We start from the raw sequence: 21,077 nt of genomic DNA on the forward strand, positions 1-21,077 counted from the left end.
GTCTTTTCGAGGCACGCCCGGAGTGGTGACGGATGCCGCGGGGTGTGCCGCTTAGGCTGACCCCGATGTTCCCCAGAGTCACCGCCGTCCTCGTCGCACATCACGGTGGCGACCACCTCAGACGCTCCCTCGAAGCGATTCGAGCCCAGCGTCGAGCCCCCGATGCCCTCGTCGTCGTGCTCACGGAGGCCGATGCCGAGGCGCGCGAGATCGCCGCGGCCTCGTCGCCGACGCACATCGTCGAACTCTCGCAACGACTCTCGTTCGGCGAGGCGGTGCGCGCGGCGGACCGGGTGCTCGACGCGCCGGAGTCCGACGCCGACGCCCTCTGGCTCCTCGCAGAGGACACCGCTCCGGCGCCAGAGGCGCTCGAGCGACTCGTCGCGACCCTCGAGACGGCGAAGTCCGTCGCGATCGCCGGGCCGAAGCTCCGCGAATGGGACGATCCCGACCGCATCGCGACCTTCGGCCGCACGATGACCCGGTTCGGCCGCAGTGTCGCGCTCGTCTCGGGCGAGCTCGACCAGGGGCAGCACGACGGCCTCAGCGATGTGCTCGGACTCGATTCCGCCGCGATCCTTGTGCGGCACACGGTGTGGCGCTCACTCGACGGCTTCGACCCCGCGCTGCCGACCGTCGACGACGCCCTCGACTTCTCGATCAGGGCCCGCCTCGCCGGCCACCGGGTCTCGGTCGTGCCCGCCGCGCACGTGCGGTTCGCCGGCGACGGCGTCGTGGGGCCGTCGACCGACCCGCGCGCCCGCGCCGCCCGCCGCCGCACCCGGGCAGCTCGGGCCGCCGCGCTGCACCGCCGCCTGGTGTACGCACCGGCAGTCGTCGTCCCGGTGCACTGGCTGAGCTTCCTGCCGCTCGCGATCATCCGCTCGATCCGACTGCTGCTCGTGAAGTCGCCCGGCGCGATCACGGGCGAGTTCGCCGCAGCCCTCGGCACGATGTTCTCCGGCATGCGGGTCGCCCGCGCCCGTCGCCGACTGAAGGCGGCGCGCACGACCGGCTGGTCGGCGATCGCACCGCTCCGGATGCCGCCCGACGAGGTGCGCCGGCGGCGACAGCACGCCGCGGAGGAGCGCCGCGCCCGAGCTCGCGGTCGGAAGCACGAACTGCAGTTCCTCGGAACCGGCGGCGGGTGGGTGCTCCTCGTCTCGGTCGTGGCGAGCGTCGGCCTGTTCTCGTGGCTGCTCGGCGCCGGAGGCCTCAGCGGCGGCGGCATCCTCCCGCTCTCGAGCGGTCTCGACGAGCTGTGGCGCAATGCCGCCTACGGATGGCGCGATATCGGCGCCGGTTTCGTCGGCGCCGCCGACCCGTTCGCGGGCGTGCTCGCGGTGCTCGGCTCGCTCTCGTTCTGGGCGCCGTCCTTCGCGCTCGTGCTCCTCTGGCTCGTCGCCGTGCCCGTCGCGACCCTGGGTGCGTGGTTCGCCGCCTCCCGGTTGACCGAGCGCGGCTCGGTGCGCGCGGTCGCCGCGCTCGTCTGGGGACTCGCGCCGCCACTGCTCGTGGCGCTCGGCGACGGGCGACCGGGCGCCGTGCTCGCCCATGCCCTGCTCGGCTGGCTCGCGTTCGCCGTGTTCGGCGCGGCGACGTCGTGGGCGGCCGCCGCGACGGCGTCCCTGCTGTTCGCGGCCGTGATCGCAGCCGCGCCGAGCCTCGCGCCGGCACTGCTCCTGGCCTGGATCGTCGGGCTCGCGGTCAGCGGCCGTGCCGCCGTGCGCCTCGCCGGCCTGCCACTGCCGGCCTTCGTGCTCTTCGCGCCGCTCGTGTTCGAGCAACTCGGTCGCGGCACCCCGATCGCACTGTTCGCCGACCCCGGGCTGCCGCTCCAGGGCACGGTTCCCTCGGTGTGGCAGCTCGCCCTCGGGTTCCCGGGCGAGCCGTGGGGCGACTGGTCGGCACTCCTCGGCGACGGCGCTGTGATCGACCCGAAGCTCCTCCTGACGCTCCTCGTGGTGCCGCTCATCGTCGCCGCGCTGGCCGCGGTGCTGGCGCCGGGCATCCGCGGAGCCGTGCTCAGCCTCGGCGTCGTGCTGCTCGGCTTCGCGACCGCCGTGGCCGCGAGCCACGTCGCGGTCGCGGTGGCCGGTCCGGCCGCCGTGCAGCTCTGGACCGGCGCGGGGCTGAGCCTCGCCTGGCTCGGGCTCGTGCTCGCGGCGGTCATCGCCTTGAGCGCCGTACGGCGAGGCGGTGCGGTGCTCGCATGGCTCGTCGCCGTGACGACCATCGCGGCGGTGGTGCCGACGGGCCTGGCCATCGCCACGGCCGCGACGGCGATCGGCCCTGCCGCCGAGCGCACACTGCCGGCGTTCGTCGGTGCCGAGGCGGATACCGATCCGAGGGTGACGACGCTCCGCATCCAGCCGGAATCCGACGGCAGCATCCGCTCGACCCTCGAGCACGGAACGGGCACGACGCTCGACGAGCAGTCGACCCTCGAGCAGACGCTCGAGGAGATGAGCGAATCGGAGGAGCAGCTCGCGGAGGTCGCCGGCAATCTCGCCTCCCGCAGCGGATTCGATCCGGATGCCGCGATCCGCGACTTCGGCGTCTCCTTCGTGCTGCTCGCCCCGCCCAACGGAGACGACCGCGAGGCCGAGGCCACCGCGAACCGCGCACGCACCGCCCTCGACGGCAATTCCGCCCTCATCGCGGTCGGCGAGACCGACTTCGGAACGCTCTGGAGGTTCAGCGCCGCCGAGCCCGACGTTCCGGCAGCGCAGATCCCGCCGAACGCCGGCGGCGCGCTCACTGCGATCATCAGCGCCGTGCAGCTCGTCGTGCTCGGTGCGACGCTCCTGCTCTCCATTCCGACCGGTGCCGGGCGCGAAGCCGACCGGCGCCCCGTGCAGCGCCGCCCGCGCAGGCCCGCGAAGTCGCGGAAGTCGGCCGCCGCCGAGGGCGCGGCGGGCGCGCCCGATGACGGCGCGCCCGCATACGGTGCTCCTGCGGAGGTCGGCGACCAGACAGAGGCGAGTGCACCGGATGCCGCGGTCGAGCCCGCTGCTCCCGGCGATCCCGCTCCCGCCGACGAACCCGCCGGCCCGGGGGAGACGGTGGACGACTCCGACGCGACCTCGTCCGAGGCGTCCGAGCCGCCGGCGGCCGACCCGGCGGAGCCGTCGTCGTCTGCCGGATCACCGCCGCCCGACGAGAAGCCGGCGAACGAGGCATCCGATCGCCCCGAACCGACCGAGACGAAGGGAGATGACGATGCCAACTGACCGCATGCGATCCATCGCCCGCATCGGCGGCCGGGCCGCCGGGTTCCTCGTGGCGGCCGCGCTCGCCGTGGCCGCGCTCGGAGCCGCCGCCCTCGTGCCGTGGCCCGAGCACCGGGTCACGCCGCCCTCCCTCGTGGTGCAGCCCGCGGAGAGCCGCCAGCAGCGCGTCTGCCCCGGCCCGCTGCTCACCCTCGCCGACGATGCCGCAGCCGCGACGACCGCGTCGTCGATCGGTGAGGCCGACGTGATCGTCGGTGCCGATCCCGAGGATGCCGAGATCACCGAGACTCCGCTCGACGCGCCCGAGAACCCGCGCGCCGACCGCGACGGCACCCCTGTCGCACTCGAGGTCGAGCCCGGCACCGTCGATGCCGGACTGATCGCCGGAGCCCAGTCGCAATCGGCCGACACCGAGACGATCGCCGGATTCGCCGCCTCGGCGTGCGCCGAGGCGACCTCCGAGTCGTGGCTCGTCGCCGGTGCCACGACGCTCGGACGCACGAGCCTCGTGATGCTCGCGAACCCCACCGACGTCGCCGCGACCGTCGACGTGCGGGTGACGGGCGAGACCGGCGCGATCGACGCCGGTTCGGCGCTCGGCATCATCGTGCCCGGCGGCAGCCAGCGGGTCGTCTCGCTCGCCGGGATCGCCCCGAACCTGACCTCGCCGGTCGTGCACGTCACGAGCACCGGGGGAACGATCGCCGCGACACTCGAGCAGTCAGCCGTCGACGGCCTCGCGCCGGCAGGCGTCGAGCTCACGGGTGCGGCCGCGATGCCAGCGAACACCCAGGTCATCCCCGGGTTCGTGGTCGCCGAGGCGGGCGGCATCGATCCCGCCGACGATCACGCCGAAGGCGATGCGTTCCCAGCCGTCCGGCTGCTCGCCATCGGCGACGAACCCGTCGACGTGTCGATCGGGCTCGTTCCCGAGACCGGCAGCGCGGCCGGCGCCACGATCGAGGCGACCCTGCAACCGGGGCGCGCGACCGACGTGCCGCTCGGCGTGCTCGAGGCCGGGGCCTACACGGTGCGACTCGAGGCCGACGGGCCCATCGTCGCGGCCGCTCGCGCCGCCGTCGGCGGAACGGACGACGCACCGGCACCGGGTGCGGCCGACATCGCCGCAGCGGGTGATTTCGCGTGGTCGGTCTCGACCTCGCCGCTCCTCGACGATGCGGTCGTCGCGATTCCCGACGGAGCCTCGCCGGTGCTCCACCTCGCGAACGAGGCCGACGACGTCGCCGAGGTGCAGCTCACGATCGACGGATCGACGCGCGCCATCACGATCGACGCGGGGTCAGCGGCATCCGTCGAGGTCGATGCCGGCTCGATCGTCAGGCTCGCCGGAGTCGCCGGCGTGCACGCCTCGGTGTCGTTCGACGACGAGGGCGAGCTCGCTTCGTTCGGCGTGCAGCCTCCCGGTCCGCTCGACGCGCCCATCCGCGTGTTCCCGCGGTAGCGTTCCGTCGCCGAGGGCGCGTGCACGCGCTCAGAGGTGGCGGTAGCGTCCCGGTGCGAGTTCCCACGGGTCCTTGCCGAGCAGGTCGGCGATCGCGCGGAAGACGCAGCTCTCGATGAGCAGCTTCTCCTCGCGCTCCTCGCCCTCCTGCAGGCGCAGGAATCGCACGATCGGCAGGCGGTAGAAGACGATGCGGCGCTCGTCGTGGAAGACCTTCCACCGGTCGACGTGGTCGTCGTGGATGGCCTCGGCCGGCCCTTGCGCGACCTCGAACACGACGCCCTCGAGTTCGGGCCAGAGGCCCCGAAGATACGCCGCGGTGGTGCCGACGGTCATGTCGAACTCGTCGAGGCGGTTGTGCAGCATCGGCAGATGCGGCCCGGTGACGGCCGAGCGGAGTCCGCGGCCGTGGCGGTCCCGGGCCAGCCGTCGGGGCGAGCGCGGCTCGGAGGCGACACGACGGGAGCGGGGCATGCCATCCATCGTACCGAGTCGTATCCGGCGATCGGCCGTGATGCTCGCTACTCTGGTGGAGCCATGAGACGTTGTTCGCGCACTGCCTGCGCTGCCGAAGCGGTTGCCACGCTGACGTTCGACTATGCCGATTCGATGGCCGTGCTCGGCCCGCTCGCGGCGAACCGGGAGCCCCACGGGTACGACCTCTGCGCCCGACACGCGGAGCGCACATCGGCGCCCGTCGGGTGGCAGGTCGTGCGGCACGTCAGCATCGGTGAGGTAGGTTTCAAGGCATGAATTCCGCTGCATCTTCCGAGGCACGAACGCGCCTCGACGCGATCGTGAAGGCCTACGACGTCCGCGGAATCGTGGGCGAGGGACTCACGGCCGAGACGGTCGAGGCCCTCGCCGCAGCGTTCGTCGACGAGGTGGGGGCCGGTGGCGGCAAGGTCGTCGTCGGCCACGACATGCGCGACTCCTCGCCGGGCTTCGCCGAAGCCTTCGCCCGCGGCGCGACCGCACGCGGCGCCGACGTCATCTCGATCGGGCTCTGCTCGACCGATGAGAGCTACTTCGCCTCCGGCTCCATGGACGCGCCGGCGGCGATGTTCACCGCGAGCCACAACCCCGCCGCCTACAACGGCATCAAGTTCTCGCGCGCCGGCGCCCAGGGCATCTCGCTCGACACCGGCCTGGCCGCCATCCGCGATCGCGCGGCCGACTACCTCGAACAGGGCATCGTGCCGGTCGAATCGACCGGTTCGGTCGCGTCGGTCGACGTGCTCGCCGACTACGCGGCGTACCTGCGATCGCTCGTCGACCTCAGCGGCATCCGACCGCTCAAGATCGTCGTCGACGCGGGCAACGGCATGGGCGGCCTCACGGTGCCCGCCGTGCTCGGCACCGCCGCCGGTCTCCCGGCACTGCCCCTCGAGATCGTGCCGCTCTACTTCGAGCTCGACGGCACCTTCCCGAACCACGAGGCGAACCCGCTCGAGCCCGCGAACCTCGTCGACCTGCAGCGCGCGGTCGTCGAGCACGGCGCCGATCTGGGCCTCGCGTTCGACGGCGACGCCGACCGCTGCTTCGTCGTCGACGAGCAGGGCGGCGCGGTGAACCCGTCCGCCGTCGCCGCCGTCGTCGCCCTCCGCGAGATCGCCCGCGTCCAGGCGATGGGCGAATCGGATGTCGCGGTCATCCACAACCTCATCACCTCGCGCTTCGTGCCCGAGGCGATCGAGGCCGCCGGCGCGACGGCCGTGCGCACCCGCGTCGGCCACTCGCTCATCAAGGACCAGATGAAGGCCACCGGCGCCGTCTTCGGCGGCGAGCACTCGGCCCACTACTACTTCCGCGACTTCTGGGGTGCCGACAACGGCATGCTCGCGGCCATGCACGTGCTCGCCGAGTTCGGCGCGCAGCAGGCCCCGCTCTCGGAGATGTCCGCGCGGTTCACCCCGTACTCGCTCTCGGGTGAGATCAACTCCGTCGTCGACGACGTGCCCGCCGCGTACACGCGCATCGTCGAGGCGTTCACCGATCGCGCCGAGTTCGACGAGCTCGACGGCCTCACCGTGACGGGCCTGACCGCCGGCGACGAGGCGTTCTGGTGGTTCAACGTGCGGCCCTCGAACACCGAGCCCCTGCTGCGTCTGAACGCCGAAGGGCAGGACGCTGCGACGATGGCGGCCGTCCGCGACGAGGTGCTCGCGCTCATCCGCGCCTGACTCAGCTCACTCACCGATAGGGTCGCGGGCGATCCGTCGCTCGAGGGGTGAAGCGTGGGTCTACCCCCCGATCGGGGGGCATCGTTGCGCCCGCCTCTGCAGTTACGCTCGTGGAACCCGAACGCGGCTCGGTTCTACGGCAGTGCAGCTGTACACCCGGGTCGACCGAACCCGAACCCCTACAGCCGGAGACCACGTGCCCCGTCGTCGATCGCCCCTGCCCGCATTCCGCAGCACGGCGAGCCTCGTCCTTTCCGCCATCATCGCAATCTCGCTCGCCGTGAGCGGCACCTCGCCCGCCTTCGCGGAGGAGCCACCGCCTGCCGCACCGGTCGTCGAGACGCCCGCACCCGTCGTCGAGACGCCGACACCGGTCGAGCAACCCGATGAGCCGGGGGATTCCGACATCACGCCGGGTGCGTCCGTCGAGGGTTCCGTCTCCGCCGCCGATGGTTCGGCAGTGGGCGACGCCAGCGTGAACGCGTATCGCCTGAACGGCGAGTCGTTCGAGTATGTCGCCGGCGTCCTGACGGCAGGCGATGGCAGCTACGCCGTCGAGGCCCTGCCGGCCGGCACCTACACGCTGCAGTTCGGCCCGCCGTGGGAATCGGACCTCGTCGGCGAGTGGTGGGACGACAAGCCCGACGAATGGTCGGCTGATCAATTCGAGGTCGTCGACGGTGCCACCCTGTCGGGCATCGACGCTCAGCTCGCCACCGGAGACGTGTCCCCCGAGGGCGGCACGGTCTCGGGTGTCGTGACCGGGTCGGACGCCCAGCCGCTCGCCGGCGTCGGCGTCTCCGCCATGAGCGCGGACTGGAACAACTGGAGCTCCGCTGTCACCGACGCTGATGGGCGCTATGAGATCACTGGTCTCGCGGTCGGCGACTACACGATCTCATTCCAGCCGGACGCATTCGATCCGAGCGTCGTCTCCGGCTTCCTCGCCGAATACTGGGCCGACAAGCGGCTCTCCTACGAGGCCGATCTCGTGACGGTCGGGCCGGATGAGGCCGTCGCGGGCATCGACGCGCAGCTCGAACGCGGCGGAACCATCACCGGGGTCGTCGCTGCCGACGGCGGGCCGATCGCGGGCGTCGAGGTGTCGGCCGTCGGCTCCGGGTGGGGATCGGCGACGACCGACGAGGCCGGACGCTTCGAAATGACGGGCCTCGTCCCAGGCACGTACTCCGTCTGGTTCGCAATGCCGAGCGGCAGCCCGTACTTCAGCGGCGGCGCCGAGGTCGACGTGACTTCCGGCGGCATCGCCGAGCTCGACTTCGTTCCCGAGGGCGCTGCGAGCGTTCACGGACGCGTCTCTCTCGCCGACTCCGGGGCCGGCGTCGCGGGGGCGACGGTGACGCTGCACGCGCTCGGCGGTGCATCGGTCGGAACTGCGACGACCGATGCCGACGGCGACTACGTCATCGCACCCATCGCGGCCGGGCGATACCTGCTCGAGGTCTCCGGGGCCGGTATCGGCACCACTTGGTCGGGCGGTTCACCCGACCGTTCGGGCGCGCAGAGCTTCCAGGTCGCTGCGGCCCATGAGACCACGGTGGATGTCGCCGCGCGTCACGGTGGATCCGGGGTGATCGAGGGCACGGTGTCGTCGATGACCAACGACGGTGTGGTTCCTGCGGACGGCGCCTACGTCGAGCTCCACACCGAGCGCGGTATGGTGCGGAGCGCGATCACCGATGCCACCGGCGGCTACCGCTTCGAGGAGCTCGAGGCCGGAAGCTATGCGGTGCGGTTCGCGCAGCACGAATGGTCGTCGACCTCGTGGTGGTCCGACGGCGCGACGAGCGACGCGGCCCTGTTCTTCGACCTCGACGCGACCGGCACCGCCACGCACGACTTCACGCTGCCGGGCTTCGGCTGGATCACCGCGGCGCTCCCGGTCGACGGCGCCTACACGGGGTACCTCCACATGGAGGCGGTGGACGCCGTCACCGGCGAGGTCGTCGCTCGGGGCAGTTCGTTCGACGGGAACGAGTACACGCTGTTCGACGTGCCCGCCGGAGACGTCAAGGTGCGCTACTCCGGCCCGATCCGCGACTCGTGGTGGGGCGGTGCCGACTTCGCCAGTGCTCAGACGATCTCCGTGCCCATCGGCGGGGAGGCGAGGGCCGACGCGACCCTGTCGCTCGACACCGTGCTCAGTGGCATCGTCACCGCGCCCGACGAACAGCCCGTCGCCGGGGCGTCCGTCTACATCCGGCCCGACGACGGCTCGTCGGGTTCGTACTACGCGTCGACCGACGACACCGGCGTCTACCGGGTCACGGGGCTCGAGCCGGGCCGTTACACGGTGAGCGCACAGTCCATCGGAGCGAGCGCACACGAACCCGCGGTCGTCGAGATCGCCTTCGATGTCGCCGCTGTCACACGGGACATCCGGCTCAGCCAAGACGTGAAACTGGCCGGCACGATCACCCTCCAGGGGCAGCCGGTCGAGGGATGTCTGACCGCTCGGATCCTCGGCGCACAGGGCGCGGACGGCGACTGCACCGATGCAAGCGGGTCCTACGAGCACTGGCTGGCACCCGGCGAGTACGACGTCTCGTTCCGCACGACCGCCGACCTCGGCGCGGCCGGCCTGTCGCACCGGGTGACGATCGCTCCGAATCAGTCGGGAACGCTGGAGTTGAACTCCGACCTCGAGCCGGGTGGCGTCGTCGAGGGCACGGTCACCGCCGACCTTGGCGCCGGATCAGAACCGATCGAGGGCGTCTGGGTGACGGCCGTCGGCGACGCCGGACCCGCGGCATCGGCGGTGTCGGGCGTCGACGGCACCTACCGCTTCACCGGCCTGCAGAACGGAGTCCGGTACACCGTGCGGTTCGGGGACGTCTGGAGCGATCTGGGCATGGAGTGGTGGGACGGCGCGCCGACCCCTGATTCCGCGACGGCGGTCGTTCTCGGCGCCGAGCCGATGACGGGCGTCGATGCTGAGCTCACGCGCGGCGGCGCCGTCAGCGGCCGCATCACCGATGTCGACGGCCGCGGCGCGTCGTTCACGACCGTCGAGGTGTACTCGCCGAGCGGCGATCTTCTCGGAAAGCAGCAAGCCAACATCCATGGCGCATATCTGCTCACCGGGCTGGCGGCCGGCGACGTGACGTTGCGTTTCGTCCCATCGCAGCAATGGGCCCCCGGGTACCTGCCGGAATGGTGGAACGACGCCGGTTCGGTCGCCACTGCCGAGGTCGTCGCCGTGACCGCAGGCGAGGAGGCATCCCGCCTCGACGCCGTTCTGAACGAGGTCGGAACGGTGGCCGTCGAGTTGGGTGCTGCTGAGATCCACGGCGTGCCGAAGGTGGGCGAGACGCTGGAGGCCGCAGCCACCGTCACGACCGATGGCGCGTCGCTCGCCTTCGAATGGCTCGCCGATGACGCAGTGGTCGCCGGAGCGACGGGCGCAGCACTCACCCTCACAGCCGATCTGGTCGGCAAGCGCATGTCGGTTCGGGTGACCGCCTCGGCAGACGGCTACCTGCCCACGACGCTGACGTCTCCGCAGACCGACTCGGTCGCGGGCACGGAACCCGACCCCGACCTGCCGCGGATCACCGGAACGCCGGTCGTCGGCGCCAAACTCGAAGCCGACCCCGGTGAGAAGGTGCGGGGCACGGCGTTCGCGTACCAGTGGTACGCCGACGGATCGCCGATCGACGGCGCGACCGACCCGACGCTGCGGCCGACGTCGGCGCATGAGGGCACCCGGATCGAGGTGCGCGTCACCACGCTGCGCCGCGGCGTCGTGCTCGAGCGGCGGACGTCGACGCCGACCCTTCGGGTGCTGCTCGCAGACGTTCCGACCGTCTCAGGATCGGCGATCGCCGGATCGACCCTGACAGCGGATCCCGGTGCCTGGACGGCGGAGACCGAGCACACCTACCAGTGGTACGCGGGCGGCGAAGCGATCGAGGGCGCCACCGGCGCAACGCTCGAGCTCACGTTCGGACTCGCCGGAACTCGCATACGGGTGGGGGTTTCGGGCCACCTGCCCGGATACCCGGTCGTGGAGCGGCGCTCGGAGTGGATTCAGGTCGTGCGCGGGTAGCGCACTCCGGGGTCGGCGCGACCGGCCCCGGCCCGCTTCCGGAATCGGCGCGGGCGGTGGTGTGCGCCTGCGAGAATGGGGCGCATGGATTCCGTCACCACCGCCCTCCCGTACAAGGTCGCCGACCTTTCGCTCGCCGAAGCCGGCCGGCACCAGCTGCGGCTCGCCGAGAACGAGATGCCGGGCCTCATGGCCCTCCGCGCCGAGTTCGGTGCGTCGAAGCCGCTCGCCGGCGCCCGCATCGCCGGCAGCCTGCACATGACGGTGCAGACCGCCGTGCTCATCGAGACGCTCGTCGCGCTCGGCGCGCAGGTGCGCTGGGCCAGCTGCAACATCTTCTCCACGCAAGACGAAGCGGCCGCCGCGATCGTCGTCGGCCCCGAGGGCACCGTCGACGCGCCCGCGGGCGTGCCGGTGTTCGCGTGGAAGGGCGAGACGCTCGAGGAGTACTGGTGGTGCACCGATCGCATCTTCGACTGGTCGGCGGAGGCCGCGGCATCCGGTGCCGACTGGATCGGGCCCAACATGATCCTCGACGACGGCGGCGACGCCACCCTGCTCGTGCACCGCGGTCGCGAGTTCGAGGCTGCGGGCGTCGTTCCCGGGGCGACGGATGACGCGAGCCACGAGTACCGGGTCGTGCTCGACACGCTGCGGGCGAGCCTCGAGCTGAGCGCCGACCGCTGGACCCGCATCGCCGCAGAGCTCAAGGGCGTCACCGAGGAGACCACGACCGGCGTGCACCGACTCTACGAGCTGCACGCCGAGGGCGGGCTGCTCTTCCCGGCCATCAACGTCAACGACTCGGTCACGAAGTCGAAGTTCGACAACAAGTACGGCATCCGCCACTCGCTGCCCGACGGTCTGAACCGCGCCACCGACGTGCTCATGGGCGGCAAGGTCGCGTTCGTCGTCGGCTACGGCGACGTCGGCAAGGGTGCGGCGGAGGCGCTGCGCGGTCAGGGCGCCCGGGTGATCGTCTCGGAGGTCGACCCGATCTGCGCGCTGCAGGCATCGATGGACGGCTACCAGGTCGCCCGACTCGACGACGTCGTTGGCGAGGTCGACATCTTCGTCACTTGCACCGGCAACAAGGACGTCGTGCGCACCTCGCACATGCTCGCCATGAAGCACCTCGCGATCGTCGCGAACGTCGGCCACTTCGATAACGAGATCGACATGGCCGGGCTCGAGTCGCTCGAGGGCGCCGAGCGCATCGAGATCAAGCCGCAGGTGCACGAGTGGCGCCTGCCGTCTGGCCGTTCGATCCTCGTGCTCTCCGAGGGACGACTCATGAACCTCGGCAACGCCACGGGGCATCCGTCGTTCGTCATGTCGAACTCCTTCACGAACCAGGTGCTCGCCCAGATCGAGCTCTGGACCCGCCCCGAGCAGTACCCGGTGGGCGTCTACGTGCTGCCGAAGCACCTCGACGAGAAGGTCGCGCGCCTGCACCTCGATGCGCTCGGCGTCGTGCTCACCGAGCTCTCGCCCGAGCAGGCCGCGTACATCGGCGTGCCCGTCGACGGCCCGTACAAGGTCGACCACTACCGCTACTGAGACGGCAGGCGGATGCCGCGGCTCGCGGCATCCGTCGGGCCCGACCCGTCGCGTGCCGCCGTTCCGACGACTCAGCGCTCGGGGAAGCCTGGCGGCGTCGCCGTGAGCACGGGGGCCAGCGCCGTCATCCGAGCGTCCACGAGCGAGAGTGCGACGGCATCGCGCTCGCGCCGGAGCGCCGCAACGCCCGCGAGGAAGAGCTCGGGCGGTGCATCGGGCAGCGGCGAGACGAACGGGGCCACTTCGGCGGCGAGCGCCGCCGACACGCGCATGCGGCTCTCGGGTACGAGGTGCGCGGCGTTCGTGAAGAAGGCGGCGACGCGGCGTGCGAGCGGGTCGGGCAGGCGCGCGACGTCGGCGATCGCGGCCCACGAGACGAGCTGGGGCGGCACGCCGAATGCGGTCGACGGCAGCTTGGGCACCCGCTCGACCTGGCCGTGGGTGCCCGCGAGCAGGTCGCCGAGTCGCTTCGACGACGGATTCAGGAAGCCGACGAGCACGGCGAGACCGCCGAACGTCAGGTAGATCTCGACGACGCCGGTGAGCGCGCGGATGAACGCGTGCCGGAAACCGATCGCCCCGCCGTCGTCGCGCACCACCCGCAGCCCCATCGCGAGCTTGCCGAGCGAGCGGCCGCGCGACGCCGTCTCGACCGCCGTGGGGACGATCACGATGCAGGTCACGATGCCCGCGATCAGAATGGCCTGGAAGCCCGTCTGGTCGATGCCGAGCCCGGAGAGGGCGAGGAGGAGGCCGATGATCAGGAGCACGGAGAGGAGCACGTCGATGATCGCGCCGCCGGCGCGGATGATGGCGCTCGCGGGTCGCACATCGAGTGTGACGGCCTCGCCGGTGACGACGCCCTCGTCGTCGATTCGGCTCACGAGCTGTGCGACGACCGGGGCATCTGCCATGGGTAGTATTCAAGCAGATGGACCTCGATGCGCTCGCCTCCGCCCGTCACGACGACTGGCAGCGGCTCGACGCGCTCGCACGCCGCCGCCGGCTCGATGGCGCTGAGGCCGACGAGCTCATCGAGCGCTATCAGAGCGCGGCATCCGACCTCTCGCTCGTGCAGACGACCGCGGGTGCGACGCCGCTCGGCGATCGCCTCTCGGTCACGCTCGCGCGGGCCAGGCTCGCGTTCACCGGTGCACCCGAGAACCCGCTCCGGCAGTTCACGCGGTTCGCGGTCGTGAGCCTGCCCGCCGCCCTGTACCGGCTCCGCTGGCTGACGCTCGCCGTGGCGGTCGTCACGGTCGTCGTGGCCGCGCTCTACGCGTGGTGGATCAGCGCCGACCCGCGCGTGCTCGCGGCGCTCGGCAGCGAGGAGGAGCTGCGCCAGCTCGCCGAGGAGGGCTTCGTCGCCTACTACTCGGAGAACCCCGCTGCATCGTTCGCGGGCGCGGTCTGGACGAACAACGCGTGGATCGCGGCCCAGTGCGTGGCCTTCGGAATCCTCGGCGTGTGGGTGCCGTGGGTGATCCTGCAGAACGCGCAGAACCTGGGCGTCAATGCCGCGGTCATGTTCGCCTACGACGAGGCCGACACGTTCTTCCTCTACATCGCACCGCACGGCCTGCTCGAGCTCACCTGCGTCTTCGTGGCGGCGGCCGCCGGCCTTCGCATCTTCTGGGCCTGGGTGGCCCCGGGCGCCCGGCCTCGAGGCGTCGCGCTCGCCGAAGACGCCCGCGCGCTCTTCAGCGTCGCGATCGGCCTCGTGTTCTTCCTCTTCGTGTCGGGCATCATCGAGGGATTCGTCACGCCGGCGCCCTGGCCCTGGCCGGTGAAGATCGGCATCGGCGTCGCGGCGCTCGGCGGGTTCCTCGCGTACATGCTCGTGCTCGGTGGCCGCGCGAGTCGTGCGGGCGAGACGGGCGACCTCGTCGAGTTCGATGCGGGTTCGCAGCGCATCGTCGCCGGCTGATCCGACGCGTCGCTCGAGACTGCAGAGACGACGACGGCGGATGTCCCGTGGGACATCCGCCGTCGTCGACTGCGAGGTTACGCGGTGAGCTGCTTCGAGCGGTCGAAGACGAGCTTGTAGATGAGCCCGGCGATCACCGCACCGAGGATCGGGGCGACGATCGACACCCAGAGCTGGGTCCACGCGATGCCGCCGCCGTAGAGCGCGGTGGCGATCGAACGGGCCGGGTTGAACGAGGCGTTCGACACGGGGATCGCGATGAGCGCGAGCAGGGTGAGGGTGAGGCCGATCGCGAGCGGGGCGAAGCCGACGGCGGCGCGGGTGCTCGTGACTCCGAGGATCACGAAGAGGAAGATCGCCGTCGCGACGGTCTCGATGAGGAAGACCGAGCCGAGGCCGTAGCCGCCGGGGGAGAGCTCGTCGTACCCGGTCGAGGCGCCCGTGAACTTGGCGATGTCGAACAGCGGGCCGGCCGAGAGGATTCCGAGGAGCACGGTGGTCGCCAGGATGCCGCCGAGGATCTGCACCGCGATGTACGGGCCGACCGCCTTCCACGAGAACTTGCCGGCGACGGCGAGGCCGATGCTCACGGCGGGGTTGAAGTGCCCGCCCGAGACCGGGCCGAACGCGTACGCGCCGACGACGACCGTGAGGCCGAGGGCCAGGGAGACGCCGAGGAAGCCGACGTTCAGGCCGCCCTCTCCGCCGTTGAAGCCGGCGGCGAACAACACGGTGCCGATGACACCGAAGACGAGGACGAAGGTGCCGATGAACTCGGCGGTGAGCTTCTGCGCGGTCGAGGGAGCCTCGACGGTCGTTGTTGCGTCAGACACAGGGGTCCTTTCGTAGGGGAGACAAGACGGAATCGGCGCCAACCCCCTGGCGCCTCAAGCGAACCTATCGACCGCCCAGCCCGCCGTGCGGGAACCGCGCGCGAATGTTGTGAATCCGCTGGGCATCGGCGACGCGCCGCGCCATCCGACGTCATACGGGGTCAGATGACGCGGCGCAGCCGTCGGACCGGTGGCGGTGTACTCAGAGCCGGCCGGAAGCCTTCAGCTCGAGATAGAGGTCGGCGAGCGCCGGCGGGAGCTCCTGCGGGGATGCGGTCACGGTGAGGCCGCCGAGTCGGCGTACCGCGGCGCCGACGCGTTCGCCGTCGAGGAGGCCCCGTTCGGCCGCGGCGGCGGCGTAGACCTGCTCGAGGTCCTCGCGCGCACGCGCGGCGTCGATCAGGGCGGGATCCGCGACGGACGCGACGACCACGGTGTGCCGCGCGGTCAACTGCGGAAGCATGGAGAGCAGCCCGCGCGCGGTTCCAGGGGAGTCGGCGGCGGTGAGCAGCACGACGAGCGCGTGCCGACTCGTGATGCGGCGCACCTGCCCCGGCACGGCGGCCCAGTCGGCCTCGATCAGCTCGGCGTCGATGCCCGCCATGGAGTCGACCATGCGGGCGAGCAGCGCCGGGCCGCTGGCGCCGTGCACGCGGCCACGGAGCCGGCGATCCCACGCGAGGAAGTCGACCTTGTCTCCGGCGTGCGAGGCCAGCGCGGCGAGTAGGAGCGATGCCTCGAATGCCGTGTCGAGGCGGGGCTCGTCGGCGATGCGGGCCGCTGCCGTACGCGACGTGTCGGTCACGATCACGATGCGCCGGTCGCGCTCGGGTCGCCAGGTGCGCACCATGAGTCGCGCATTGCCGGGCACCTCGGGGTCGGTGTGCCTCGCCGTGGCCCGCCAGTCGATCGATCGCACGTCGTCGCCGCGCACGTACTCCCTGATCGAGTCGAACTCGGTTCCCTGACCGCGGATGAGGAGCGGCGTCCGCCCGTCGAGCTCGCGCAGGCGGGTGAGTCGCGACGGCAGGTGCACCCGCGAGTGGAAGGGCGGGAGCACGCGGATCCGGCCGGGTGCGGAGAGCGTCGCCTGGCGCGACCAGAGCCCGAGGGGGCCGGCCGAGCGGATCGTGACCTGGTCGCTGCGTCGGTCGCCGCGCCGCCACGGCGTGAGCTGGAGCGTGATGCGACGTCGTTCGAACGGGGGAACGCGGAGCCGGGTGCGGTTGCGGCCGGCGACCCCGGCCGACGGCTCCCAGCCGTCCCGCACGGTGGCGCGGAGCATCCGCTGGCCCAGGTTCTCGACACTGAGCACCGCCGTCACCGGCTCGCCGAGCCGCACCCGGTCGGGCAGGTCGCGGCGCAGCGCCACCCGCCGCGGCGAGGCGGCGAGCGAGAGGTCGAGCACGCCCGCTCCCACGACCAGCACGAGCCAGCCGACGAGCGCGAGCCATGCCTCGGGCGCGCCGACGACGCCCGCGAGGACGACGGGAACGACGCCGAGCGCGACGAGGAGGGCGAACCGACCGGTCAGTGCCATCAGAGGATCCGGGTCATCTCAGAGCGGCACCTGCACCTGTTGCACGATCGAGCGCAGCACGGCGTCGATCGAGACGCCCTCGAGCTCGGCCTCGGGCCGGAGCTGCACGCGGTGGCGCCAGACGGGCAGCAGCATCGCCTGCACGTGGTCGGGGGTGAGGGAGTCGTAGCCCGTGAGCCAGGCCCACGCCTTCGCGGCGGCGAGGAGCCCGGTGGTGCCGCGCGGGCTCACGCCGAGCCGCATCGACGGGCTGCGCCGAGTCGCGCGCGCGAGGTCGACGAGGTAGCCGAGCACGTCGTCCTCCACGCGAACCGCGGATGCCGCGGCGCGTGCCGCCGCGAGTTCGGCGGCGCCGAGCACGGGAGTGACGCCCGCTGCGGCGAGATCGTGCGGGTCGAAGCCGTCGGCGTGGCGGCGGAGCAGCGAGAGCTCGGCGTCGCGCTCGGGCACGTCGAGCACGAGCTTGAGCAGGAACCGGTCGAGCTGCGCCTCGGGCAGTGTGTAGGTGCCCTCGTATTCGATCGGGTTCTGCGTCGCCGCGACCATGAACGGGTCGGGGAGCGGCCGGGTGACGCCGTCGGCGGAGACCTGCCGTTCCTCCATCGCCTCGAGCAGGGCCGACTGCGTCTTCGGCGGGGTGCGGTTGATCTCGTCGGCGAGCAGGATGTTCGTGAACACCGGGCCCTCGCGGAACGCGAACTCGCCCGAACGCGGGTCGTAGGCGAGCGAACCCGTGACGTCGCCGGGCATCAGGTCGGGCGTGAACTGCAGGCGGCGCGTGTCGAGCTGCAGCGTGCGGCTGAGCGTGCGCACGAGCAGGGTCTTCGCGACGCCGGGCACGCCCTCGAGCAGCACGTGGCCGCGCGTCAGCAGGGCGATGATGAGGCCGGTGACGGCGCCGTCCTGCCCGACGACGGCCTTGCCGACCTCGGTGCGCACGCGGTTGAGCGCGGCGCGCAGTTCGTCGTCGGTGGCAGCGATCGCCGGAGCGGAGATGGGATCGGTCATGGTCGCCTTCCTGTGGGGTCGTCACGATCGGGGTGCGCGGTGCTCCGCGGGTCCAGTGAACGCTGCACGTCGGCTTCGAGGTCCGCGAGCCGTGCGCCGAGGTCGACGAGCGCGCGGTCGTCGCCGGGCAGGTCGTCGACGAGCAGGCGGTGCACGGATGCCCCGTCACGGCCGGTCGCCCGCGCGGCGGCGTCGGTGACCTCGTCGACGCCGGCCGAACGGGGCAGTCGCAGCATGCGCGCGATGCGGAGGATCGTGCCGATGCGGAGCTGATCGAGTGCGTGCGTACGGGAGGCCGTGCGGGCGTAGAGCCGGGCGCGACCCCTGCTCGTCTCACCTGCGGGCACGTGCACGGGGAGGCGCTCGACGACGAGCGGCCCGAACCGTCGACCCTGCCAGATGCCCGCGACGATGGTGACGACGATCGCGAGCGTCATCACGGGGCTCACCCAACCCGGCGTGAGCTCGGCCAGGGTCGGGGCGTCGGCGGCATCGACGTCGCCGGGGCCGGGCAGGTACCAGACGAGTCCGTCGGTCGCGCCCGTCAGCCCGATCGCGAGTGCGGCGTTGCCGGCCTCGGTGATGGTCTGGTTCGCGAACACGCTCGTCGACCCGACGATCGTGAGGTCGGCACCGCTCGGGGCCGGGCCGGTCGCGACCGCGAAGCCGAACTCGCCGTCGCGGAAGCAGCCCTGCCAGCCGTCGTCGGCGGCCTCGTCGTCGACGGTGACCAGCCGCTGGCCGTCGGAGAGCGAACCGGCGCGTTCGGCGGGACCGAGGTCGCACGAGACCTCGTCGAGGGGACCGCTTGCGGCGCCCGCGAACCGGATGCCCGGTGCGAGCGTCTCGAGGGCCGTGAACCCGGGCTCGACCACGACGAGGCGGTCGGCGGCCTCGGAGAGCTCCGTCAGGCGGCGCTCGTCGAGGATCGCGTACTCGTCGTAGAGCAGCACGGTCGCCGTGCCGTCGGCTGCGTCGATCGCGGCGTCGAACGAGCGCGCCTCGGTGACGACGACCCCGTGATCGCGGAGCACCTCGACGAGCGCCTTCGCTCCGTCGGGCGCGGGATTGTCGGCCGCGAGCGGCGAGCCCGGCGTGCGCGCGCCGCCCTGGATCACCATCACGATGAGGGCGCCGAGCACGAGCACGGCCGCGATCACGAGCCAGGCGCGGCTGCGCTTCAGGAACGCCCGCACCGTCGGGGTCACGGCGGGTGCGGTCGCGCCGCCTCCTGCGCCGCCGGTGGTCGTCGGCGCCCCGGGACTCGCGTCCCGGGTCTCGACCGACGCGGTCATCGAGCGGCCTCGACGGGGTGGCGGTCACCGGCGGGTGCCTCGTGGTCGTCCCGCCCCGCCGGCCGCGCGTCGGCGACGCGCCGCTCGAGGTCGGTCACCCGGGCGTACTCGTCGGGGGATCCGGCGCCGCCGAGGTAGCGAACGCCGTCGAACCCGCCGGCCGCATCGCGCAGCTCGGCGGCCAGCTCGGGGAACGACGCCGCCGCGGCGTCCGCGAACGCCCGCGCCGTGGTGCCTGGGTGCACGGTGACGACCTCGCGCTCGACGAGCCCGCGCACGAGCGCGCGGAACCGCTCCTCGATGGCGAGGGGCCAGTCGCCCGCGCTCGCCGCCGCGGTGGCCGCCCGTCGCAGGGTGTCGAGGTCGCGCAGGTCGTGGTCGTCGAAGAGCGGCACCTGGCCCCGACGACGACGCCGGAGTCGCGGCACTCCGAAGACGAGCAGGCCGACGACCACCACGGCGGCGACGAGCAGCACCAGCAGCAGCGTGAGCACCGGGCCCGGAAGCCCGGTGGCGCCGTCGAAGAGTCCGAAGAACCAGTCGCGGATGGCCTGCATCGCGACGTCGAACGGACTCGGCTTCGCCGCCTGGTACTCGGGTCCGGTCAACTCGTCTTCGAGCCACCGACGCGCCTCGGGCGCATCGGGGTCGAGCGGGGTGCCGCGCAGCCCGATCACTGCCATGCGGGAGCGGAGGCCGCGTCGGGACGCGCCGTCGCGGCTGCCGGGGCACGGTATGGGTCGGTCACCGGCACGCCGGCGCCCCGCTGCTCGATGTGCCGCACGAGTTCGAGGTCGAGGGCTTCGGTGCGCATGCGCAGGTCGATGTAGATGACGGCGACGAGGGCGGCCTGCACGACCGCGGTGATCGCCCCGATCAGGAGCGAGAGCACGAGGGTCACGACCATGGTCACGACGGTGATGGCGATGGCGGCGCCCGTGCCGGTCGGATCGATGATCGCGGCGAGGATCGTGCCGATGAGCGAGACCGGCTGCACGACGATCTGCGACGCCATGGAGAGGATGATCCCGACGAGGAGCAGCGTGCCGAGCGTGCGCCAGAAGTACCCGGTGGTCAGCTGCCACGAACGTCGCATCGCGGTCCGGATGCCGACACCCTCGAGCACGATGATGCTCGGCACGATCGAGAGCTTGGTGCCGAGCCACGCGCCCAGCACGAGCAGGCCGAGACCGGCGAAGAGCCCGACGAGCACGGCGACGACGAGTGCCGCCGGGCCGACGAGCGCCGCGAGCACGATGGCGAGCACGAGCACGCCGAACACGACCGCGATCGCGCCGGCGACCATCGCCGTCCAGCCGAGCAGCGGCCAGATGCGCTTCGCCGCGGCCTTCCAGAGGGCGCCGAACCGGAGTCGGTCGCCGAGGGTTCCGCTCGCGACGTCGACGACCATGACGCCCTGCAGGAACGCGCTCGCGACGAGCGACAGCAGCATCGGCACGAGCATGAGCAGCAGGAAGCCGCCGACGGCGCCGGACATGAGCGCGTCGGCGTCGGCGGAGCTGCTCGCACTCTCGACCCGGGTGACGACGAAGAACATGAACGGCGCGATGACGGCGATCGTCGCGATCGCCGAGACCAGCTGCACCACGAGCCCGGTGCCGAACGTCGCCGCGGGGTTGCGCCGGAGCACCGCGAACGGCGCCCACAGCAGCGTGCCGAACCCGAGCGGATGCAGCGGGAGGAGACCGGGCTTCGGCGGAGGCGTCCAGCCGAGCGGAGCGCCGGCGGCAGGCGGGGGTCCGTACGAAGGAGGCACGGCGGCCGTCGGAGGAACCGCCGACGTCGGGGGCGCCGCGGCGGTCGGCGGCGGGAAGGCCGCGGGGTCGAACCCGGCGGCGGCCGGGGCATCCGGAACCTGCGGCGGAACGGGAGCACCGCCGGGCGCCTGCCAATCGCGGTCTGACACCTGTGGGGCTCCTTCCGGCGGATTCCCACCATGCTCGCAC

15 protein-coding genes are annotated in these 21,077 nt (G+C 72.1%); 7 read left to right on the forward strand and 8 right to left on the reverse strand.

Features of this window, described 5'->3' with window-relative positions; translation table 11 throughout:
• Positions 1 to 65: 65 nt before the first annotated feature.
• Together JOE59_RS03810 and JOE59_RS03815 are read left to right on the forward strand one after the other, a co-directional pair.
• Positions 66 to 3,233, forward strand: a complete 3,168-nt coding sequence (locus JOE59_RS03810) for a glycosyltransferase family 2 protein (protein WP_204459006.1) — start codon at positions 66 to 68, stop codon at positions 3,231 to 3,233.
• Complete coding sequence (locus tag JOE59_RS03815; protein ID WP_204459007.1) at positions 3,223 to 4,695, forward strand: DUF5719 family protein; 1,473 nt, start codon at positions 3,223 to 3,225, stop codon at positions 4,693 to 4,695. The genes JOE59_RS03810 and JOE59_RS03815 overlap by 11 nt, the downstream gene beginning before the upstream one ends.
• A gap of 30 nt (positions 4,696 to 4,725) precedes the next feature.
• On the opposite strand, the gene JOE59_RS03820 is transcribed toward JOE59_RS03815, so the two are convergent.
• Positions 4,726 to 5,169, reverse strand: a complete 444-nt coding sequence (locus tag JOE59_RS03820; RefSeq protein WP_204459008.1) for a hypothetical protein — start codon at positions 5,167 to 5,169, stop codon at positions 4,726 to 4,728.
• Between the two features lie 63 nt (positions 5,170 to 5,232).
• Here JOE59_RS03820 and JOE59_RS03825 point away from each other — a divergent pair, with 63 nt between their 5' ends.
• From JOE59_RS03825 to ahcY, 4 genes are all read left to right on the forward strand, one after another.
• Entirely contained in the window at positions 5,233 to 5,448 is a 216-nt protein-coding gene (locus JOE59_RS03825; RefSeq protein ID WP_179550607.1) for a DUF3499 family protein, read from the forward strand.
• Positions 5,445 to 6,878 carry a phosphomannomutase/phosphoglucomutase gene (locus tag JOE59_RS03830; protein WP_204459009.1) on the forward strand — a complete coding sequence of 478 codons (1,434 nt, stop codon included), beginning with the start codon at positions 5,445 to 5,447 and terminating at the stop codon, positions 6,876 to 6,878. The genes JOE59_RS03825 and JOE59_RS03830 overlap by 4 nt, the downstream gene beginning before the upstream one ends.
• Positions 6,879 to 7,074: 196 nt before the next feature.
• The gene (locus JOE59_RS03835; RefSeq protein ID WP_204459010.1) at positions 7,075 to 10,947 is read left to right on the forward strand and encodes a carboxypeptidase regulatory-like domain-containing protein; all 3,873 of its coding nucleotides are present in this window, start codon (positions 7,075 to 7,077) and stop codon (positions 10,945 to 10,947) included.
• Between the two features lie 84 nt (positions 10,948 to 11,031).
• Positions 11,032 to 12,507, forward strand: coding sequence for an adenosylhomocysteinase (gene ahcY, locus JOE59_RS03840; RefSeq protein ID WP_204459011.1), 1,476 nt, complete (start codon positions 11,032 to 11,034; stop codon positions 12,505 to 12,507).
• A gap of 71 nt (positions 12,508 to 12,578) precedes the next feature.
• Here ahcY and JOE59_RS03845 read toward each other — a convergent pair whose 3' ends face one another.
• Positions 12,579 to 13,421 (reverse strand): RDD family protein, encoded by an 843-nt coding sequence (locus JOE59_RS03845; protein ID WP_204459012.1) that lies wholly within the window; start codon positions 13,419 to 13,421, stop codon positions 12,579 to 12,581.
• 17 nt (positions 13,422 to 13,438) lie between these two features.
• On the opposite strand from JOE59_RS03845, the gene JOE59_RS03850 reads away from it, so the two are divergent.
• On the forward strand, positions 13,439 to 14,434 hold the full coding sequence (locus JOE59_RS03850; protein ID WP_204459013.1) for a stage II sporulation protein M: 996 nt from the start codon (positions 13,439 to 13,441) through the stop codon (positions 14,432 to 14,434).
• A gap of 77 nt (positions 14,435 to 14,511) precedes the next feature.
• Here JOE59_RS03850 and aqpZ read toward each other — a convergent pair whose 3' ends face one another.
• The 6 genes from aqpZ to JOE59_RS19065 all read right to left on the reverse strand — a co-directional run bounded on the left by aqpZ (position 14,512) and on the right by JOE59_RS19065 (position 21,037).
• A complete protein-coding gene (gene aqpZ, locus JOE59_RS03855; RefSeq protein ID WP_204459014.1) occupies positions 14,512 to 15,267 on the reverse strand; it encodes an aquaporin Z in 756 nt (251 codons plus the stop codon).
• A gap of 202 nt (positions 15,268 to 15,469) precedes the next feature.
• Positions 15,470 to 16,807: a DUF58 domain-containing protein gene (locus JOE59_RS03860; RefSeq protein ID WP_204459015.1), complete on the reverse strand. Its 1,338-nt coding sequence runs from the start codon at positions 16,805 to 16,807 to the stop codon at positions 15,470 to 15,472.
• An 18-nt stretch (positions 16,808 to 16,825) separates the two neighbouring features.
• Positions 16,826 to 17,815, reverse strand: coding sequence for an AAA family ATPase (locus JOE59_RS03865; protein ID WP_204459016.1), 990 nt, complete (start codon positions 17,813 to 17,815; stop codon positions 16,826 to 16,828).
• Positions 17,812 to 19,110: a DUF4350 domain-containing protein gene (locus JOE59_RS03870; RefSeq protein WP_204459017.1), complete on the reverse strand. Its 1,299-nt coding sequence runs from the start codon at positions 19,108 to 19,110 to the stop codon at positions 17,812 to 17,814. Before JOE59_RS03870 ends, JOE59_RS03865 begins: the two co-directional genes overlap by 4 nt.
• Complete coding sequence (locus JOE59_RS03875) at positions 19,107 to 19,793, reverse strand: DUF4129 domain-containing protein (RefSeq protein WP_204459018.1); 687 nt, start codon at positions 19,791 to 19,793, stop codon at positions 19,107 to 19,109. Before JOE59_RS03875 ends, JOE59_RS03870 begins: the two co-directional genes overlap by 4 nt.
• Positions 19,784 to 21,037: a glycerophosphoryl diester phosphodiesterase membrane domain-containing protein gene (locus JOE59_RS19065; protein WP_204459019.1), complete on the reverse strand. Its 1,254-nt coding sequence runs from the start codon at positions 21,035 to 21,037 to the stop codon at positions 19,784 to 19,786. Before JOE59_RS19065 ends, JOE59_RS03875 begins: the two co-directional genes overlap by 10 nt.
• Positions 21,038 to 21,077 lie beyond the last annotated feature (40 nt).

Origin of the sequence: Agromyces cerinus (genome assembly GCF_016907835.1) — a bacterium.
Taxonomy (GTDB): Bacteria; Actinomycetota; Actinomycetes; order Actinomycetales; family Microbacteriaceae; genus Agromyces; species Agromyces nitratus.

Excerpts from the sequence above, each read along its gene's own strand:
- JOE59_RS03815 (WP_204459007.1), top strand. The coding sequence starts at position 3,223 with ATGCCAACTGACCGCATGCGATCCATCGCCCGCATCGGCGGCCGGGCC.
- JOE59_RS03875 (WP_204459018.1), bottom strand. The coding sequence starts at position 19,793 with ATGGCAGTGATCGGGCTGCGCGGCACCCCGCTCGACCCCGATGCGCCC.
- JOE59_RS03865 (WP_204459016.1), bottom strand. The coding sequence starts at position 17,815 with ATGACCGATCCCATCTCCGCTCCGGCGATCGCTGCCACCGACGACGAA.
- JOE59_RS03820 (WP_204459008.1), bottom strand. The coding sequence starts at position 5,169 with ATGCCCCGCTCCCGTCGTGTCGCCTCCGAGCCGCGCTCGCCCCGACGG.
- JOE59_RS03850 (WP_204459013.1), top strand. The coding sequence starts at position 13,439 with ATGGACCTCGATGCGCTCGCCTCCGCCCGTCACGACGACTGGCAGCGG.
- ahcY (WP_204459011.1), top strand. The coding sequence starts at position 11,032 with ATGGATTCCGTCACCACCGCCCTCCCGTACAAGGTCGCCGACCTTTCG.
- JOE59_RS03830 (WP_204459009.1), top strand. The coding sequence starts at position 5,445 with ATGAATTCCGCTGCATCTTCCGAGGCACGAACGCGCCTCGACGCGATC.
- JOE59_RS03870 (WP_204459017.1), bottom strand. The coding sequence starts at position 19,110 with ATGACCGCGTCGGTCGAGACCCGGGACGCGAGTCCCGGGGCGCCGACG.
- JOE59_RS03825 (WP_179550607.1), top strand. The coding sequence starts at position 5,233 with ATGAGACGTTGTTCGCGCACTGCCTGCGCTGCCGAAGCGGTTGCCACG.
- JOE59_RS03845 (WP_204459012.1), bottom strand. The coding sequence starts at position 13,421 with ATGGCAGATGCCCCGGTCGTCGCACAGCTCGTGAGCCGAATCGACGAC.
- JOE59_RS03810 (WP_204459006.1), top strand. The coding sequence starts at position 66 with ATGTTCCCCAGAGTCACCGCCGTCCTCGTCGCACATCACGGTGGCGAC.
- JOE59_RS03860 (WP_204459015.1), bottom strand. The coding sequence starts at position 16,807 with ATGGCACTGACCGGTCGGTTCGCCCTCCTCGTCGCGCTCGGCGTCGTT.